This window comes from Lentzea sp. NPDC054927, from assembly GCF_053610285.1.
Genome location: NZ_JBSGXZ010000031.1, coordinates 39,453 through 57,017, shown reverse-complemented (window position 1 = coordinate 57,017; position 17,565 = coordinate 39,453). Strand labels below are relative to the sequence as shown.

At 66.6% G+C, this 17,565-nt stretch carries 17 protein-coding genes; 8 read left to right on the top strand and 9 right to left on the bottom strand.

All coding sequences use genetic code 11. From position 1 onward, the window contains the following. Positions 1-20 precede the first annotated feature (20 nt). Together ACWGE0_RS31585 and ACWGE0_RS31580 are read left to right on the top strand one after the other, a co-directional pair. Positions 21-1,073, top strand: a complete 1,053-nt coding sequence (locus ACWGE0_RS31585) for a replication-relaxation family protein (protein ID WP_452264562.1) — start codon at positions 21-23, stop codon at positions 1,071-1,073. Between the two features lie 5 nt (positions 1,074-1,078). After that, positions 1,079-2,050 carry a C40 family peptidase gene (locus ACWGE0_RS31580; RefSeq protein WP_452264561.1) on the top strand — a complete coding sequence of 324 codons (972 nt, stop codon included), beginning with the start codon at positions 1,079-1,081 and terminating at the stop codon, positions 2,048-2,050. A 236-nt stretch (positions 2,051-2,286) separates the two neighbouring features. Here ACWGE0_RS31580 and ACWGE0_RS31575 read toward each other — a convergent pair whose 3' ends face one another. The 3 genes from ACWGE0_RS31575 to ACWGE0_RS31565 all read right to left on the bottom strand — a co-directional run bounded on the left by ACWGE0_RS31575 (position 2,287) and on the right by ACWGE0_RS31565 (position 4,936). Beyond that, positions 2,287-3,246 (bottom strand): hypothetical protein, encoded by a 960-nt coding sequence (locus ACWGE0_RS31575; RefSeq protein ID WP_452264560.1) that lies wholly within the window; start codon positions 3,244-3,246, stop codon positions 2,287-2,289. 23 nt (positions 3,247-3,269) lie between these two features. Then, positions 3,270-3,422: a hypothetical protein gene (locus tag ACWGE0_RS31570; protein WP_452264559.1), complete on the bottom strand. Its 153-nt coding sequence runs from the start codon at positions 3,420-3,422 to the stop codon at positions 3,270-3,272. A gap of 332 nt (positions 3,423-3,754) precedes the next feature. Next, entirely contained in the window at positions 3,755-4,936 is a 1,182-nt protein-coding gene (locus tag ACWGE0_RS31565) for a hypothetical protein (RefSeq protein ID WP_452264558.1), read from the bottom strand. Between the two features lie 82 nt (positions 4,937-5,018). Between ACWGE0_RS31565 and ACWGE0_RS31560 the strand changes: the two genes are divergently transcribed. Both ACWGE0_RS31560 and ACWGE0_RS31555 read left to right on the top strand, forming a co-directional pair. After that, complete coding sequence (locus ACWGE0_RS31560) at positions 5,019-5,786, top strand: helix-turn-helix domain-containing protein (protein WP_452264557.1); 768 nt, start codon at positions 5,019-5,021, stop codon at positions 5,784-5,786. Between the two features lie 560 nt (positions 5,787-6,346). Further along, positions 6,347-6,697: a hypothetical protein gene (locus ACWGE0_RS31555; protein ID WP_452264556.1), complete on the top strand. Its 351-nt coding sequence runs from the start codon at positions 6,347-6,349 to the stop codon at positions 6,695-6,697. Between the two features lie 101 nt (positions 6,698-6,798). Here ACWGE0_RS31555 and ACWGE0_RS31550 read toward each other — a convergent pair whose 3' ends face one another. The 5 genes from ACWGE0_RS31550 to ACWGE0_RS31530 all read right to left on the bottom strand — a co-directional run bounded on the left by ACWGE0_RS31550 (position 6,799) and on the right by ACWGE0_RS31530 (position 11,358). Continuing rightward, the gene (locus tag ACWGE0_RS31550) at positions 6,799-8,172 is read right to left on the bottom strand and encodes a DUF4241 domain-containing protein (protein WP_452264555.1); all 1,374 of its coding nucleotides are present in this window, start codon (positions 8,170-8,172) and stop codon (positions 6,799-6,801) included. 15 nt (positions 8,173-8,187) lie between these two features. Next, positions 8,188-8,394, bottom strand: coding sequence for a hypothetical protein (locus ACWGE0_RS31545; RefSeq protein ID WP_452264554.1), 207 nt, complete (start codon positions 8,392-8,394; stop codon positions 8,188-8,190). A gap of 290 nt (positions 8,395-8,684) precedes the next feature. Then, entirely contained in the window at positions 8,685-9,461 is a 777-nt protein-coding gene (locus ACWGE0_RS31540; RefSeq protein WP_452264553.1) for a hypothetical protein, read from the bottom strand. Continuing rightward, positions 9,428-10,681: a glycosyltransferase gene (locus ACWGE0_RS31535; protein ID WP_452264552.1), complete on the bottom strand. Its 1,254-nt coding sequence runs from the start codon at positions 10,679-10,681 to the stop codon at positions 9,428-9,430. The genes ACWGE0_RS31540 and ACWGE0_RS31535 overlap by 34 nt, the downstream gene beginning before the upstream one ends. Then, on the bottom strand, positions 10,678-11,358 hold the full coding sequence (locus ACWGE0_RS31530) for a PIG-L deacetylase family protein (RefSeq protein WP_452264551.1): 681 nt from the start codon (positions 11,356-11,358) through the stop codon (positions 10,678-10,680). Before ACWGE0_RS31530 ends, ACWGE0_RS31535 begins: the two co-directional genes overlap by 4 nt. Positions 11,359-11,626: 268 nt before the next feature. Here ACWGE0_RS31530 and ACWGE0_RS31525 point away from each other — a divergent pair, with 268 nt between their 5' ends. Further along, on the top strand, positions 11,627-14,077 hold the full coding sequence (locus ACWGE0_RS31525) for a sensor histidine kinase (protein WP_452264550.1): 2,451 nt from the start codon (positions 11,627-11,629) through the stop codon (positions 14,075-14,077). Further along, positions 14,074-14,721, top strand: coding sequence for a LuxR C-terminal-related transcriptional regulator (locus ACWGE0_RS31520; protein ID WP_452264549.1), 648 nt, complete (start codon positions 14,074-14,076; stop codon positions 14,719-14,721). Before ACWGE0_RS31525 ends, ACWGE0_RS31520 begins: the two co-directional genes overlap by 4 nt. A gap of 213 nt (positions 14,722-14,934) precedes the next feature. On the opposite strand, the gene ACWGE0_RS31515 is transcribed toward ACWGE0_RS31520, so the two are convergent. Continuing rightward, positions 14,935-15,723, bottom strand: a complete 789-nt coding sequence (locus ACWGE0_RS31515; protein WP_452264548.1) for a hypothetical protein — start codon at positions 15,721-15,723, stop codon at positions 14,935-14,937. A gap of 487 nt (positions 15,724-16,210) precedes the next feature. Between ACWGE0_RS31515 and ACWGE0_RS31510 the strand changes: the two genes are divergently transcribed. Together ACWGE0_RS31510 and ACWGE0_RS31505 are read left to right on the top strand one after the other, a co-directional pair. Then, positions 16,211-16,729, top strand: a complete 519-nt coding sequence (locus tag ACWGE0_RS31510; protein ID WP_452264547.1) for a WXG100 family type VII secretion target — start codon at positions 16,211-16,213, stop codon at positions 16,727-16,729. Further along, a complete protein-coding gene (locus ACWGE0_RS31505; RefSeq protein ID WP_452264546.1) occupies positions 16,726-17,520 on the top strand; it encodes a hypothetical protein in 795 nt (264 codons plus the stop codon). The genes ACWGE0_RS31510 and ACWGE0_RS31505 overlap by 4 nt, the downstream gene beginning before the upstream one ends. Positions 17,521-17,565 lie beyond the last annotated feature (45 nt).

The window sequence follows — 17,565 nt, the reverse complement described above, 5'->3', positions numbered from 1 at the left end:
CCAACTCGGAGGCGTAGATCATGATCACCAATCCGACTCGACAGCGCACGCTGCGCGGACACCAGCCCACGCGGCCGAGGTCGCGTGTCGCGAACAGCGTGCAGCACCAAGCAGTGCTCGCAGGACGGCTGACGCCGCGCGACAAGTGGATCGCCCGGATGCTCTGGGAACACCGGGTTCTCACCTCCCACCAGATCACCGAGATGGCGTTCCCCAGCTTTCGGTCTGGCCGGATGCGGTTGCGCGAGCTCTACACGTGGGGCGTCGTGAACCGCTTCCAGCCCTTCGTGACCGTCGGCACCGCGCCCATGCACTACGTCCTCGCGCCCGCGGGAGCGGCAGTGCTCGCCGCGGAGGACGGGCTGGACGTCAAGGAGATGGGCTACCGGCACGACCGGGTCTTCGGCATCGCCCACAGCCTCCGGCTCGCACACACGGTCGGCGTCAACGAATGGTTCGCCGCGCTGGTCGCCCGAGCCCGCCACCCGCAGCAGAGTGAGGCGCTGATGGCGTGGTGGTCGGAAGCCCGCTGCGCCAGGCACTTCGGCGATCTGGTGAAACCCGACGGCTATGGCCGCTGGCGCGACGGCCACCAGCAGATTGAATGGTTTCTCGAGTTCGACTTCGGCACAGAGGTCCTCTCCAAGCTCGCCGGGAAGCTGGCCGGCTACGCAGCACTCGCACAGGCCAGCGGGATCACCACGCCCCTGCTGATCTGGCTGCCCACCTCGCGCCGCGAAGCCGCCGCACGCCGACTGCTGACACAGGTGTGGGGCGAGCTCGACGATCCACACACCGTGCCGGTCGCCACCGCCGCGGCCACGCTGCTCGATCCGGCCTCGCCACGTCCGAGCCCGGCTGACGCGGTGTGGCTTCCGCTGGACGCCAAGCCCGGCACCAGCCGACGGCGCCTTCTCGTGGAGCTGTCTGAGGTGTGGCATCACCTGCTGCCACCCCGCAGCAGCGACGACGAAGACGAGGTCCGCGCACCGGAGTCTTCACGGCCGACGTCCTCGCCGCCGACGCCGATGCCGCCGTCAGCCGGGAGTCCCGGCCCACCAGCGGGGAGTTGAACCGGATGTACACGAAGATCGCCGCCGGCATCGCGGCGTCGTTGCTCGTGCTCGCGGTACTGGTCGGCTACAGCGCGAAGGCCGTGGTCGAGTCGCTGTTCGGCGGCTTGTCGACCGCGAACTGCGCGGCGCAGATCGCGGACATCCCACCCGACTACTGCGCGCTCTACCTCGCGGCGGCACCGAGCTGCCCCGGCCTGGACTGGTCGGTCTTGGCCGCCATCGGCAAGGTCGAGGCCGATCACGGGCGCTCCACCCTGCCCGGCGTTCACCACGGTGAGAACTTCGCCGGGGCCGGCGGGCCGATGCAGTTCCTCGCCTCGACCTTCAACAACGTCGTGGCGGCTCACCGGATCCCGCCAGGCGGGGCGGACCCGCCGTCGCGCTACAACCCGCACGACGCGATCCACGCCGCAGCCTTCCTGCTGTGTGACGAGGGCGTTCGCCGCGGTGACCTGCGAGCCGCGATCTTCGCCTACAACCACGCCAACTGGTACGTAGACAAAGTCCTCGACCAAGCGGCGAAGTACGCGGAAGCCGCCGCCAGCACAGGAAGCGGCGACTGCAACAACGTCGCCACGCTGAACGCCACGGTCATGAAGGCGATCAGCTACGCGTGCAAGCACCTCGGTTGGCCCTACGTCTGGGGCGGCAACGGCCCGGACTACAAGCACCCAGGCTTCGACTGCTCAGGTCTGACCATGACCTCGTACGAAGCAGCGGGCGTGAAGCTGCTTCGCACCGCACAGCAACAGTTCGACATGGGACCGCGCGTGCCCGCTGGCCAACCGTTGATGCCTGGCGACCTCGTCTTCTACGGCACCCCGCGGAACATCCACCACGTCGGCCTCTACCTGGGCCGCGGCAAGATGATCAACGCCCCCACCTTCGGCATCCCGGTGCAGATCGACAACTACAGGTACGAGGGGGACGACTACGCCGGAGCGACCCGCCCGTGGTCCGGTGCGAGTCTGTAGTTTCCGCGCACATTTGATCAATTCCACGCACACATGACCGCTAAGTGATCGCCTGATCATCTGCTGCGAGCAGCTCTTTGAGCACCGTCGCTCTCACGCCGAGCGCAACCGCACGCACATGCCCATGAGCGGACGAAATGGACTGCGTGCGGACGATTCCGCACGTATGTTCAGCGGGCCCAGTCGACCGGACACAAGGGAACCCTGTGGCTTGGAAGAGCTCCCCGGACTGATGGTCAACGTACCCAGGTGTAGGCGTAGATGCGGTAGGCCACCGGCTTCTTCTCTGCGACGACGCCGATCGCCAGATAGCCGAGATCGCCTTCCGCCGTCTTGACGCACGCGACCGTCACGTCGTCGGCGAAGTCATTGGCGGCGAAACCGTCGCGCCAGTCCTGGGACTCCCGGCATTCCTTCTCGCCGGGCAGATCGGTGGTCTCCAGGTTGTCCCACCAGTTGTCGACGCCATGGTGGGAGATGCGGGACACCTTGGCACCGTTGACTGTCCTGAGGTCGCCGGTGATGTGGTCGTAGGAAAGGTCGTTGCGGGTACCGGAGTGCGAACGTTCGAGGTCGACCTCGGAGTCCTTGCTCGTCTCGTGGAACTTGAACTCCTCGATGGCGATGCGCGCGGGGCCTGGCATGCCTGTCTTGGTCGAGGCACCGTCGTCGGTGACATTGATCGTGGTGCCGGGGGCGACCTCGATGACCTGCCGGTCGGTCTCGATGTGCTGGACCACCTTGCCGTTGATGTCCACGCGCAGCTTGCGACCCGAGCGGATGGTGTAGCCCTGGCAGGGGCTCGGCGGCGGGCCTTCCTGACAGATGATCAGTTCGGTGACGTCGGCCGGCGGGGTCGGCAGCACACGGTCGTCCGCGCCGCGGACCGAGGCCAGCTCCTGCCCGATCCCGATCTTGATCACACCGAACGGGGTGACGAACTGCCCGCCCACGGAGATGGCGAATTTTCCGTCCGTGGTCAGCTTGAAGGTGATCGGGAGCAGTGGCGGCTGGAAGCCGATCAAGCCGACCGGTGGCCGGTCGTTGCCCCGCTGGTCGTCCGGCAGCTCGGGCAGCCCGTTCTCGCCAGCCTCCGGTGCCGAGCCATCGCCGATCTCGTCGTCCGAATAGACGGAGCAGGACGCGATCATGAGAACGCTGCACAGGACAGCCAGTGCGGTGCGAAGCCGCCTCATCTTGTCTCCTTGTCGAAGTGGGTTCATGCCGCATCCAGGCCGCCGAGCCTGGTGCGGAACTCATTGATCGCGGACTTCGTCCGCTCGGGGATTGGCGTGCCCGGCGGCCACGGGTCGTCCAGGACGAGATCGACCATCTCGTCGGCCAGCCGGTGGAGATCGGCCAGCGCTGGCAACAGATGTGAACCTGGTGTTCCGCGCCTTCAGTGCCGATGTCTGGAACGCCGCCTTGACCGCACCTACCTCGGACGAGCACGCGCCAATGAGCTCTCGTCCGAGCATCGTGGTGGTGCGTACGAGGTGCCGTCTGCCGAGCAGCTCGCGCCAGGCGTTCGCCGCGGACTCGACCGCCGCAGTCCCGAATCCGGCGGCCGCCACCCCATCGAAGTCCGCTGCTCGCTCCTTGCCGTGCTCGAACGCTTTCCTGCCAAGCTCCTTGCCGAGGTCGCCGGCTCTGCGCCGCCACCTGCCGCGCTGTTCGTCGGTCGCCGTCACGCACCTCGCGTGGTCAGTAGGGATTGACATCGGGAAGCGCGTGCGTGGGCAGGGTGCCGACGCGTGGGGCATCCTTCAGTCGGTCGGTGAAGTACTGGTCCAGGTTCACGGCCACGACGAACGTCTTCAGCCGGCCCAGCGAGTCGATGATCTTCAGCACCACTTCCGCGACCCTGGTCGCGGTATAAGCGGTCGAGCCGGCCGATAGCAGGCCCTTCGTGCCGAACGCGAAGTCGGCTCCCGCGGCCACGATGGCGCCAAGCGCGAAGTTGCCGATCTCGTCGAGCAGGTCCGAGATCGTCGAGCCCGCGGACTTGAAGTTGCCCGCGATCTCCTCGTAGGCGTACGAGAGGGCTACGAACCTGTCCCGCTGGATCGCGATGTCCACCGCGAGCTGGTGAAAGTAGAGGAACGCGGCGTCGGCGGCCTTGCCGGACCAGTAGTCGTTGAGGTCGGTGTTGTTGGTCTGGATGTTCAGGACAAGCGCGTTGCAGAACTTGGCAAGATCCATCCACACAATCGCGTAGCGCGCCCAGAGCTTGAAATCGCCGGCGAGGGTGTCCATGAAGTCGTCGTAGGGGTCCTTGCCGTGCCACGCCTTCTTGATCGCCTTGCGGATCAATGCGGACGGGCTGAAGAAGTCGGTGAACTTCCCGAGCACGTCGTTGGCGTTGCCGAACCTGTCCTCGATCCGCCCGCCGCTGACCCTCTTCAGATAGCCGGTCGGGTCCTCGACCTCGCGCATCTCGGTAGCGGCGTCCGGCCGCAGCCCCGGTCCCATCCGCCGGTCGGGGACCGGCTTGTGGTTCTCCAGCCGGTACTGCGGCGGCACTCCCTGCACCGAGGAGATCGGCGGGGGTGGTTTGGCCTCCGAGTACGGGAACAGCGTCGTGGGCGCCGGGTACAGCCGATCGTGTGCCTCGGCCTGGGTGTGGTCGGTGGCCACGTAGTCCTCGGCGATCTCGAACAGCGCGCGCGACGAGTCGCCGAGCAGGCTGCCCAGCTTGCTGAGCCAGTCGTGGGCATCAATCACGATCCGCCGGTGTTGCTTGACCAGTCCGAGATAGACCACACCTTGCGCTCTGCCGTCGCTGTAGGGCAGGTGCTCGATCGCCTTGACGATCCGCTTGCCCTGGATGCCGATGAGATACCCGTACGCGTCGAGGTAGCCGGGTTGCACGTGAAAGCCGTCCACACAGGCCTTCCTACCTGCGAGAGTGGTTTTTCAATCACGCAACGTGTTGCTGAAAGAAAATTCGTACACAAACATATGGAGGGTGGGACGCCCTGAACGACCGCTGAACCCCGACGACGGACCGGTGCAGAGGTTCGCGCACGACCTGCGGGAACTGAGGAAATCGGCCGGCCTGACCCTGGAGGAGATGGCGCCGCTCGCCCACTACTCCGTCGCCACCCTCTCGCAGGTCACCCGAGGGCACACGCTGCCGTCGGTCGCGCGTGTCCAGGCGTACGTCCGCGCGTGCGGAGGCGACGTTGAGGCGTGGACGGCTCGTCTCAAGGAGTTGATGGCGGAGCCCAAGGCAACGTCCCCAGAACAGGAAGCGTCCGAAGAGGAACCCGTGTCTCCGCCAGAGGCGGAGGAACACGCCCGGCGGAACTGGTGGACATACGGCGTGGTCGCGTTGGCCGGTGTGGTGGCCGGCGTGCTGGTGGCGACCGGGGTGGCCTGGGTGTGGCCCTGGACGATCTTTCAACCCACGCCGGACCTCCAGGCCGAGGTGGGGACGCCCAAGGCTGTCGAAGGCGGAGGCGGAGGCGGCTGCGCGTGGCGGTCCACCGACGTGCGAGATCGGCGGGACGACACGGCGGGCACCATCTGGTATCGCGACTGTGGCGACTACATCGAGACGTGGCTCACCGATCACATGAAAGACGGGCGATGCGTGTGGGCGACGTTCTATTGGGGCAACGGCGCCACGGACACCACATCGCGCGCCTGCCCCGCGGGCGACATGCAGTACAACAAGATCGTCAAGCTCACCGCTGGTTATCGGGTGACGCTCGAAGCCAGGAACACCGGATAGCGCGCATCAGCCTCACGCGGTTGTCGCCGCAAGTTGTTCCACAGGCTCGAGACGTCAACGTACGCAGTGCGGCGACGGGACACTGGTTTGGTGCCTCACGATGCCGACGTGCCACCTGCGGTCGTGGCCAACACTGTGAGCGGTGGCCTCCGACACTGTGGTGCAGGCGGGCACGATCATGGACGGGGCGCACATCCATCAACGTCAAGCGACGAGCCTGCCGCTGTATTGCTGCGGCGGGTCGGGTTGTGCCTCCCACAGGCAGCGTCGTACCAGCAGCGCGCCACGAGTGATCTGGTGACTCGGGCGCACGGTTGTGAGGCCCGGACCTAGGTGTTGTCGGGGTAGAACGAGGTCGGCAAGACACAGATCGTGACCGAACTATGCCGAGCGGATGTGGTCCATCCACCCCTAGAACGCACAACTGCGGACAACCCGATGCGAAACCCGAAGAACGTCCGCTCATGCCGCAAGCCGCGTGCTGCACCACGCCCCGCCTCTGTCGCGGAGCGATCGAAAATGCATTGCGCAGGTCCGGCCCGCCGTCGAAGCTTCGGCGCGTGGGGATGTTGGACGCCGTTGTGGCTCGGGTCGCGCGTGGCGAGAAGGTGCAGTTCCGCCCGACCGGCTCGTCAATGGTGCCGTTGATCCGTAGCCGCCAGTTGGTGACCGTCGCTCCGGTTGACACGGCAAAGCTTGAGGTGGACGACATCGTGCTGGTGCGGGTCGCCGGAACGCTGTACCTGCACCGGGTGACCGCGATCGCTGGGCAGCGGGTGCAGATCGGGAACAACCGAGGTCGAATCAACGGCTGGACCACCAGGGACCGCGTCTTCGGACTCTGCGTGGACGTGGACGGTGTCCCGCGCAAGAACATCGAAGGCAAGATCGGCCCGGCCGAGGACGCCTGACTCATTTCCCCTCTTCGCCGCAGGTCATGTGTCGGCTGATGTGCGGCTCATGCCGAAGGGCGGACGCTCGAAGCGAACATCCGCCCTTCGGTATGGCTGGATCAGGCGGGCTCAGCGTTGGCCAGTTCCGGCACGCGGAAGTCGAGGATGAAACAGCCGATGGCGCCGTCCTCAGTGCGTCCGATCCACACGGGGTACGCGCCGTCGCTCCATCCCGGCACGATGACCAGGTCGGTGCCGGTCTTCGGGTCGGAAAGCCGGTGAAAGACGGCCTCTCCGGCCGTGGCGGCGTCGATGTCGGCCTGTTGGTACGCCTTGACGCCGGCCTGATCGACCAGGGCGAGCGTGGCGGTGTCCACCGGGTTGCCGAAGAACTCGCCGTCGCCCAGGCTCAGTTCGTGCTCGCCGTCGAGCAACGCGAGGTCCCACGACGTGACAGGCGCGTCCTTCACGGTCACTCGGCAGGCGACCGTCCAGGCCGACTTCCCGTCCTCCGCCAGCTCGAACACGTCCACCGGGTATTCACCGGGTGGGGCAGTCGCGGTCAGCGGTTTGGGGTCGGTGTGGAGCCAGCCGGGGTCCGCGACGAGCAACTTGCCGCTGGGCAGCCTGATCGTGCCCGCTGGGATCCGCTTGATGATCTGGACACGACCGTTCTGCGTGCGGAAGCGCGCGCCATCGGTGACGACTTTCTCGATGTGGCGGGGGCGCAGCGGGTGCGGCGGGTGCCACGGGAACGCGGCGGGGACCGCGTCGGGGCCGGGGCGGACGGTCACCGGGCCGATCATCCCCGCGAGCGCGGGCCAGCCGTCTGCTGCGGGAACTGCGACGTCGCCCGGTGGACGCGTCGGCTCCGGCCAGTTCTGCCAGTCGCGCGAGGTGTCGAGCTTGCCGCCGTTGGACAGCTCCGCCGAGACCGCGACCCTCTCGACCGTCGCGGTCGCGGTGCGGTGGACGCGAGCCCGGAACGTCGGGTTCTCGCCGGCGAACTCAGGCGTGTCCTGCTCGCCGTAGCGCCAGCCGCGGACCTCGAACAGCCGCAACCACCCGTCCGGCCAACGGCGGTAGGCGACGCCCCGGTAGCGGCGGCCAGACGCGTCGATGTGCCACACCTCGGCGTGGTGGGCCAACCAGCACACCTCGACGACTGCCCGCGCCACCCCGCCGACGAACAGGACCGCGGCGTACTGGTCGCCTGCCGCGTCCCGCGCGCGTGCGACCGACTCGGACATCGGCGAGACCGGAGAGCGCGTGGCGGGGTCCCATCCCGCGCAGTACACGACCTCGACCGGCTCGGTCGTCTGGGCAGGTGCGGGCACCGGCTCCCAGTTGAGCGGATCATGCGGCTGCGGACTGCGGGAGGTCCGCACCGCCTGCACCCCCAGGGCCACCACCGTCGCGGCAACGGTGCCGGCGAGGAGCAGCGATCTTCGCGAAAGATGCGTCGATGTCCTGCCCTTGTCCGCCGCGGTCACGGGTCGCAATGCTACTTACGTTCGAGGGTCAGGCAGTACCGCCCAGACCACGCTGCCGATCTTGTTCGCCGAGTCGAGATCCACCCATACCGTCGCGCCGCTGACCGCGGCCACCGCGCAATCCACCACGATCCACACAACCCCAGCCACGACGCGACACACCAGCACCATCGCCCCAAACCGCCCGCCCATAATCACGCCACACCGCACGCCATCGGCCATACGCAATTCCATTCAACAAGGGCCTGGTCTGCAGCGCACTCTTATGCCGCAGCGGGTGTGATCGAGCAGAGGAGGCAGAACCGATGAGCGTCTGGGAGCACGGGGTGTGAGCAGGCTGGGAGCAAGTCGGCGCGTTGAACATGTCGGAACGGTCCTCAATGGACCTGAACGGACCTGTGACACCGACATCATCGTTCACCCGATACTGATCATCGATTCGGCTACCGGGTGACGTCCGGATCGACGAACAACGGTCTAAGCCGGCGAGCATGCTCGCCCGAACGTGCCAATCACTTGCCCAGCAACGGATTCCCACTCGATGCAACAGGCCCGGCAGCGATTCCCGACGCACGCAGTTGTTCCTGAACGAACACACCGGCGCGATCAGTTGTCGTGAGTTCAGGCTGGTGCGCCAAAGAGTTGACCTGCGTGAAGATGCCAGGAGCCGGATGGCACGTCCAAGCGCTGATCAGCCCTTCCTTGGTCCACTCTGACACGCGGAGATAGGACACCGGCCTGCTCCGGCCATCGTGCCGAACGACCTCTTCGAAGAACCAATCCGACACCATGAGTGCGACGAGACAGGAGGAGGCCGCCAACTCGTTCCTCAGAGCCGAGGTGTCTAGCAAACGGAAGGCGAGCACCACCGCGGCTCCGACCACGCCCTCGTCGTCGTGCACGACTTCACCCGCGTGCAGCGCTACGCGCAGCCGGATACGCGCCTCCGGCCGATTCGCCGAATTGTGGCTGACGAGCCCGGCGGCGAGTTTGATCGGAAACACCGCGCTCAGGCGGCTTTTTGGCACATCTGGCGGGATCAGCACGAGAACTCCGTCACCGCGATCCTCGACATGGCAGCGAACCCACGGCACCCCGGACCGTTCGAGCGCCTCTTGGAGGACAGAGTAGAGTCCGCGGCGGATGATGAGCTGATCCTCGCGAGTCCTGAAGGCACGGCCGAATCCTTCGATATCGACCACAAGGATCGTGCGATGGACAGCCGCAGGATATTCCCACACTTCTATACCTCGTTTCAACGCGGCCGCTTTGTGACCTCGTCCGCCCATCGTCCTAATTGGATGGTTCGGTAGATGGCGAGAACACTTCGCCCGTATGTATTCGGTGTCATCGTCGAAGCGACTTCGCAGGCAGCAGAGGCGACGCTGGACGCCAGCTGCGGGTCGGACAGCACCGTCGAGATCGCCTCTCCCAGGTCTTCCGCAGTCGGCCGGGCGAGAAGTGTCGCCATGTGCTGCGGATCTGCCGCGTGCAGGTGGGCGTCGACCATGATCGTGGGGACACCAGCGAGCGCGGCTTCCCGCAACACCAGCCCCTGAGTGTCGGTGAGGGAGGGAAACACGAACGCGGTCGCCGCCGCGTACGCAGCAGCCACCACCTCCTCCGGCTGCTGGCCGGTGACGACGGTGTTGTGCAGGACACCGGCGTCCATGAGTAGCCTGCGCAACCAGGACGGGTTGAAGACGGCGCCCACCAGGACCAGCCGTGCGCCGCGGTGGTCACGCAACACATGGCGGAATGCGTGGACGAGGAGTTCGATCCCCTTCTCCGCGTTCACCCTGCCGACGAACAGGATCAGCGGTGCGTCCGGCGGCACAGCCCACCGGGCGCGGAAGCGACATCCGCCATCAGACGCTGACGGGACGTGAGCAACCCCAGTCGGAATCACCACGACACGGTTGTGTGGCAGCTCGAGCGGCGCGCGGTGCAGGATCGCCGCCGTCGGCGCGATGACCATCGCGGCCGGCCTGAGCAGCAGTGCGTTGATGGCGTCGATCACCGCACCGCGCGTCGGCGGCCGTGGGGTTCTGGCGCCGAGCCGGGCGCCGTACAGGCACAACATCAAGCGCAGCACGGTGGTCGGGATCCGGTAGGCGTCGGCATATGCGTGCAGGTCAGTGTGGTAGGTGACCACCAGGGGCACCCGGAGGCTTCGGGCGGCGAGGACGCCCAGCAGGCCGACCGCACCCGCGGTGTGCACGTGGATCACGTTCGGACGCCATCGCCCCACCGCGCGGACGTGGTGCAGACAGGGCAGGCAGGTTCGCATTCCGGCGACGCCTGTCGGCAGGGACCGGAGCGCGAGTCCGATCTCGCCGGCCGGCGACTCCCGGTGGTGCGGAACCACCAGCAGCGATCGCTGCCCTGCGGCTTCGAGTTCGGCAACAAGCACCCGGACTGACTTGATCACGCCGTCACGCCGGGGCAGGAACGTGTCGCTGAAGTGAGCCACGCGGATCTGCGCACTTTCCGCTTCATCGGGGATCATCGCGCTCGCCTCGACGACACGCGGAGATCCGCTTCCTCACGTGGCCGCAGAGTGGCCGGGACGGCGATGCGGTGGCGAACAACGTCGAAAGGTTCCGCTGCGTCGTGGCCGCTGAGCCAGCCGTGCCACGCGTCCTTGAGCGTCAAGTGCTCCTCATCTAGATACGTGCGATGCGACTGGCTGCGGTGCATGGCGACCGCAGCGCTCCTCGTGAGAGCGTGCCCCGATGAGATGGGGTGGAAGGCGTTCGGCGTGAACTCAGGGCCGCTGCTCGGTGTGCGGTACCAGGCGAGGCTGACCGAGCTTCGTCGCACCGCTGACCGCGTGATCGCCGCGGCCGCGCGGTGATCCTGGTGGGTGTCGTCGGGATGGGGCGCCAGCACAACGCGGGCGTCCGAGACGCACGTCTCGAGCCACCGCACCCGCGCGGACGTCACCTCCAGCGAGCCGTCGCGGCCCGTGACGTCCGCCACGACGCGCGCGCCGAGCACCGCTGCCGCCGCCTCGGCCTCTGTGAACCGATCCGGGTTAGCGCCGGTCATCAGTGCGATGACGACGTCGCAGCCCGCTTCGGCATAGGCGGCCAGCAGGCCACCAGCGCCGTACTCGGCGTCGTCGGCATGCGGCGACACCGCGACGACAAGCCCTCCGCCCAGATCTCCGAACCCGCTGTACATCGCGCCCCTCCGTCGGTCGTCTGCCCTTGTCCACCACAGGTGAACGATCAGTGAGATCCGATGTCGAGCATCGAGGAGAGACCGCGCGCGCATCAGCCCGCGATTCATGGCATGACGACTCCCGAATTGGGGGGTGTCGCACCCGAGCCGTGCACGAGAGGCTGGGGCGACGGATCTGCGCTGCGCACGTCAGGGCCGTGGTCCCTGGGCAGGAGGATCGATGCACGCTCCATCGGTTTGGCCGCATCGCCATTCGACGCCGGTCGTCATGGCCACCCCGGCAACGGCCACGCCAATGGGGTCCGTGCTGTCCGAGGTGATCACCAGGGTTGCCGGGGTCTTCCGCACGCTGTGGGCGCTGGCCGCGATCATCGTCGTGTTCGTGTCGGGCGCGCTTGACGACCCGCCGGTATCCGGTCCAGTCATTGCCGTGGCAGCCGTTGGGTGGTCCGCCTTCGTCGCACGGATGACTTTGCGCGACCTGCGGTTGCCGCGTTGGGTCGCCTTCGTTGACGCCGCGTTGTTCGCGGTGCTGCTGGTCGCCGCGGCGCTGCTGGTGCCCACGCCGATGATTGGCGACGGCACAAGCTGGATCTTCACCGGTGCGACGGTGTCGCTGCTGTTGGCAGGCTGGTTGCTGTCCCCCGCCGGCGCGATGGTGGCGACCGCGGCCATGGTGATCGCCTACCTCGTCGGCGTCGGCCTCGCTGGCCGAATGCCCACTGATCAAGCTTACCTTCAGACCGCGCTCTTGTTGCTGCTCCAGGGAATCCTCGCGCAGCGGACGCTGTCAACCATGCGGGCCAGCGGACGTCAGGCCGATCAGGCGCTGGATCGTGCGGTTGCGACGGAGAGCGCGGTTCGGTTGGAGGCGAAGCACGAGCGCGAACAGGAACAACAGGAGCGACTGCTGCACGATCGGGTGGCGGCAACACTTTGGCAGGTAGGAGGCGGGCATCTGCGCGGCAAGGAGCATGTTGCGCGCACGATGTGCGCTGACTCGTTGTCGGCGCTGCGCGCACTCGCGGCGGGCAGGCTTCAAAGATCCAATCTGGTCACCATGGCGGAGGCGACAGACGAAGCCGTCAACTGGGCCACCACGGCCGGTGGCTTGACCGTCGTCCTTTCGCTCAACAACCAGCGAGTCCACCCGCACGCTCAGCTGCAGGTGCTGCTGACCGCCGACGATCTCCCGACCTACGTCGTGCGGGCGGTCGGCGCAGCTTTGCTCCAGGCGCTCCAGAACGTCACCCGCCATGCCCGGACAGCCAGGAACGTGACTGTCGACTTGCACGTCGCTCCGCAACGCGTCTCTGTCGTCATCGCCGACGACGGAATCGGTTTCACCGCGGACGACGTCGACCCTGCCGGACGTGGAATGTCCAGCAGCATCATCGCGCGCATGGAGGAGATCGGTGGAAGCGCCCGCGTCGAATCCAAACCAGGTAAAGGCACGCGGGTGACCTTGTCCTGGATCGGTGGGCGCATCGCGGAGGCTCAGCCCGACGTGGGCGGCGCCGCGCTGCGAGCATACGGCGGGGGCTTCCTCCGCATGATCGCGATTCTCGGTCTGGTCTTCCACTTCCTGTCACTCGCCGCCCTGATCGGTTTGCGCGACGACTACGAGCATCCCGGCCTCGTCCTGATGTGCTGGCTGGTCATGCTGGTCGGCGGCGGCCTGCTCGGCTTCGGAGTTGGACGGCCGTGGATGACCGTCGGACGAGCGCGCATCGTCGGCGCGATGATCCTCGCTGCCTCGACGGTCGAGGTGATCAGCTGCGAACCGCAGGCCGTGCTCGGATTCGCCAACTGGGCGTTCGGCGACACCGTGTGGGCGGCCGCCTTTGTGGCCGCGCACCTGCGGATGCGAGAGGTGCTCAGCGGACTCGCGCTGATAGACCTCATACACGTCACTGTGATCCTCACGGACATCGGGGCAGATCCGGGCGGGCTGTCGAAGATGACCGGAATCCTGCTCGGCAATGTCATCGTCCAGCTCGGCATCGCTGCGGCGTTCGCGTTCCTCCGCAAGTCAACCGACATCACGTCGCAGAAGGTCTGGGCTGCCAGCGTTGTGGTCACGGATCGCCGGGCGCGCGCCGCTGCTCGGCGCGAGCGCGCGAGAAAGGCAGAACAGTTCGACGAGACAGTCATCCGACTTCTCGAGTCGGTCGCTCGTGGCACGATCGATCCGAACGACCGGTCGGTGCGGGCCGAGTTCCAGGCAGCGAGTTTCGCGTTGCGGCGCATCGACACCCTGGGCGGCGCGAAGGGAGGAGCTGTGGACCTCGCCGAGCTGGCGACCAACGCCGCGAGACGCGGCACGGACGTGGAGATCAAGTGGGCGGAGAACATGGACAGGGTCGCTCCAGGGCCTCGCCGCGCCATGATGGATCTCGTCTCCCGCGCATTGAACCACGCCGAACCGGGACGAGCGCTGCTGACCGTTCAGGCCGGGGTCGACCTCACCACGCGTGACTGGCAGGTCAGCCGACCCCGGACGGCAGACGACGCAGTCACCATCACCATCCAGTTCCCGACCCAGGCCGGTCACGCCGCGGTTCTGCGCGACGAGCTCGGCATTGCGGTGCACGCACACGGGCTACACCTGAGCATCGACGTCGACGTGGACGAACCGGAGGACGAGGACGTGGACAGCACGAGTCACGACGTGAGAACCGCTGTGCCCGCCTGGCTCGCGGTCGCCTACCAACCATGATCACCGTCGCGGTGGTCGACGACGACTCGTTTGCCGTCTCCACCCTCCAAGCCATGATCACGCGTCACCCGGCTGACCTGACGTTCGTCACCGCAGTCAAAACGGTGCCCGCGCTGCTTGAACACGACGGACCACGCGCTCAGGTCGTGCTGCTGGACGTCATCCTGGCAGACGGCAGCACGCTGACGAGCAACGTCACGACCCTTATGAACGAGGGCTTCGCTGTGCTGGTGATCAGCTCTCAGCCTCAGCGAAAGGAAGTCCCGCCGGTCATCCGGCGGCTGCGCGTCAACTTCATGTCCAAAGACGACCTCGCTGACCGCCTGCTCGAGAGCATCGAGGCCACCGCGTCCGGAAAGACAGTCATCTCGGCCGACGTGATCTCCGCAGTGCTGCACGGCTCAGGGGACGAGCCCAAGCTGACATCGCGAGAGCAGGAGATCATGGCGCTGATCGCGAGCGGGAGGACAGCGAAGCAGGTCGCCCGCAGGCTGGGTATCCGGGAGGACACTGTCCGCGACCACGTGGAGAGGGTGAGGAAGAAGTACCAGGCGACTGGGCAGAATCTGGACAACCCAATCAAGATTCACTACGCCGCACTCGACGCTGGTTATCTGCGTGACGGCCGCGAACAGATCGAGTAATCCGTTCTGTTGGCGTCGCTTTCCTCTGGTCGTCGATCCCGCTTCGCTGCGGTGGTTGCTGATCGTCCTGGCGAACGTCCGCTCATGCCGCTGAGCGCCTGCACCACCTGCAACAAGTGATCAACTACCGCGGACATCAACTTCACACCGAGCAGTCACATCGCGTGGAAACACCACTTCACGCCGCCAAGATTGCTCATGTTCGCGCGGAACCTACAGAGTCCTGCCATCTGAAGCTGTTGTGGCGTGAGACAAGGAGTGGGGTGGCCCCCAAAGCCGGATAGGGGCCCCCCCCACCATGTAAAAGGGGGGGGTGTTGTAATTTACGGCCCCCGCACCCCCCGCGGGGGCGAACAGGAAAAACGTAGGCGTGGGGGGCGGCACTAACGCGAGGCCGGAGGTGACCGATCGGTCCAGCGCGTTGCTTACGGCGCCGGAGGACCTGCCGAGGCTCTTGGCGATCGCACCAGGTCCGAACTCCTCGTTGGGGTGGGCGCGCAGGAAGTCCTCGACCATGCCGTGCAGCCCGCCGGGCGGAAGTCGCCGCGATACCGGCTCGGTCGTCGCTTCGTCGGGCTCCACGACGGGTTCCGGTGCGTCTGGGGGCGCTGGGGTGTCGGTCTCGTCGAGCGTGGACGCGGTCGCGTCGAAGGGCTCGGTGCCGGACGTGGTCACCTCGGCCGTGGTGTCGGCCGCCGGAACGTCTACGGGAACCGTCCAGGTGTCGGCAGCGCGCGGCCCCGTACCCAGAGTCCGGATGGCGCTGCCATCGGTGGCCCACTTGGCGAGGAACCGTGCTGCGGTGGACTTGCCGATCTCGGCTTTGCTGGCCAGTTCGGTCGTCGTGTTGCCGGGATTGTCACGCAGTACCGACCACAGCTTGTCCTCCGCCTTCGGCGCGGGGTCCAGTGCGGTGTTTTTCGCGCTCGCATCGTGGTTGGTGGATGTCTTGCTGCGCTTGGTATTAGTGCTGTTGCTCGTGCGGACAGTCTTGCTAGGCATGGCAATCCTCGATTCGAACTGTGATGAGTGGGTCTATGTCTCTATGGACGCTTCGTCACCCGGAGGAAGTCAAGCCGTTGCCCAACAAAGATGACTGTCTTGTTTGGACTGTCGGCGAACGTGGGACCGGGGCTAGGTGGGTGGCATCCAGAGCTGTTGTTCGGCATCCCTCACGTCGAGCCTCAGCGCCACTCCCAGCACGTCGAGTTCGACGAACGAGCAGACGATCTCCCCTGACACGTGGATCTTCCCTCCCCGAACACCGCTCCCACGGTGTGTGACCGGCAGCCATACTGCCAGTCGACCTGTGGTCTACGGAGCGTTACGGCACTGTTTGACCCCAATTAGCAGGTTGATCACTACAGTCCGTGAGTAGATCGCGTTCGACGTCGGCACCGTGGATAGGTAGAAGCACGCAATTTCAGGCGAAGAGCATGCGCATCCACTACCTGTCATGATTCGCTCGCTGTGAGTGAGGGGTGGGTGCATGTACGGGAACCCGGACGAGCTGGACCGGATCGCGGGCGAGATCGAGAAACGCGCTGATGGTGTGCGGGATCGCGCCAAGAAGCTTGACGACGACGCCCGGAAGATGGAGTGGCAGTCGGTCGCGGCCGGGCGGTGCCGGGAGACGGTCGGTGGGGACAAGCGGCAGCTGGAGAAGGCCGCGGACGGCCTGACTGAGGCCGCCGCGCTGCTGCGACGGCACGCCCAGGAAGTCCGCGAGATGATCGCGATGATCAAGAAGATCTCCGAGGCTGTGGTCGGCTGGTTCACCAGCGCGATCGACCGGTTCGAGCGTGCGGTCGACGCGTTCAACCAGGCGGCCAGGGACTTTGCGAACGGTGTGGCCGACGTGCTGGGTTTTGGTGGTGGTCAGCCGCCGTCGCCTCCGCAGCCGCCGTGGACCGGGTGGAAATGGGGACCGGACAACCTGCCTCCCGCGGGGGACAAGGCGTGGCTGGAGGCCGGCGAGTACCTGCGCGGGCAGGGAGTGCCCGCGTGACCCCGGCACCGCACCGGCTGGTGCTGACCGCCGGTGAACTCGCGTACCTCGTCGAACGCACCGGTGTCGAACTGCCGCCCTCATGGATGCCGTCCGCCGACATCGGTCCTGCCGAGGCAGGTCTGATCAAGAAGCGGGTGGTCGACGGCGTGGGCGGCGAAGTGCATCGGTCGGTGGTGAAGAACCTGGAGATCCTGGCGTTGCCGATGGTCATGCTGGACACGGTCGCGGCGATCGGCGACAAGGGACTGCACAGCATGCACACGATCGCCGGCCCGCTGGGCGCGTCGTTGTTCGAGCTGGGCACCGGTGCGGTGGAGATGTCGATGTTCGCCTCGGCGGACCTGGGCAAGGAGCTGATCCGAGCGGTTCCGCCTGAGGATGCCGATGTTGAATCCAGTGTGGAGTCACGTCTGGGCGGGGGAGGCCCCGAACCGACCCCGTTGCGTGGCCGGTTGCCGCTGGCGGCGTTGCAGGAGATGGGCGCGGCCCGGTTGTTCCGCGACGCTGACCCAGGTGGTCCGGCCGCTGCTGTCGCCGCACTTAGCCTGTCCGGCAGCGAGGCCGCGCTCGCGCAGCAGGTGGCGACCGAAACGGACGGGGCATTGCGATGTCTTGTCGTGGGCCGTAACGGGGTGACGTCTCAGGTCAGCTGGGTGCACACCGACGGTGGCTGGAGCGGCCTCGATCCGGAGCCGGATGGCTCAGGCCGTCGGATGGTGCGGTTGGAACCGGCTGCTCGTGAGGATCTGGGCACCTGGGTCGCCCCGGCTGTGGCGGGAGCGCTGTAATGCCTGAGGACATGACGATCGGAATCGCTCCGGTCTCTGGCATCG

Bases quoted from the DNA above. Each gene is read 5' to 3' on its own strand.
- ACWGE0_RS31585 (WP_452264562.1), top strand. From the start codon at position 21: ATGATCACCAATCCGACTCGACAGCGCACGCTGCGCGGACACCAGCCC.
- ACWGE0_RS31580 (WP_452264561.1), top strand. From the start codon at position 1,079: ATGTACACGAAGATCGCCGCCGGCATCGCGGCGTCGTTGCTCGTGCTC.
- ACWGE0_RS31575 (WP_452264560.1), bottom strand. From the start codon at position 3,246: ATGAGGCGGCTTCGCACCGCACTGGCTGTCCTGTGCAGCGTTCTCATG.
- ACWGE0_RS31545 (WP_452264554.1), bottom strand. From the start codon at position 8,394: ATGGCCGATGGCGTGCGGTGTGGCGTGATTATGGGCGGGCGGTTTGGG.
- ACWGE0_RS31540 (WP_452264553.1), bottom strand. From the start codon at position 9,461: ATGGGCGGACGAGGTCACAAAGCGGCCGCGTTGAAACGAGGTATAGAA.
- ACWGE0_RS31535 (WP_452264552.1), bottom strand. From the start codon at position 10,681: ATGATCCCCGATGAAGCGGAAAGTGCGCAGATCCGCGTGGCTCACTTC.
- ACWGE0_RS31530 (WP_452264551.1), bottom strand. From the start codon at position 11,358: ATGTACAGCGGGTTCGGAGATCTGGGCGGAGGGCTTGTCGTCGCGGTG.
- ACWGE0_RS31525 (WP_452264550.1), top strand. From the start codon at position 11,627: ATGGCCACCCCGGCAACGGCCACGCCAATGGGGTCCGTGCTGTCCGAG.
- ACWGE0_RS31520 (WP_452264549.1), top strand. From the start codon at position 14,074: ATGATCACCGTCGCGGTGGTCGACGACGACTCGTTTGCCGTCTCCACC.
- ACWGE0_RS31515 (WP_452264548.1), bottom strand. From the start codon at position 15,723: ATGCCTAGCAAGACTGTCCGCACGAGCAACAGCACTAATACCAAGCGC.
- ACWGE0_RS31510 (WP_452264547.1), top strand. From the start codon at position 16,211: ATGTACGGGAACCCGGACGAGCTGGACCGGATCGCGGGCGAGATCGAG.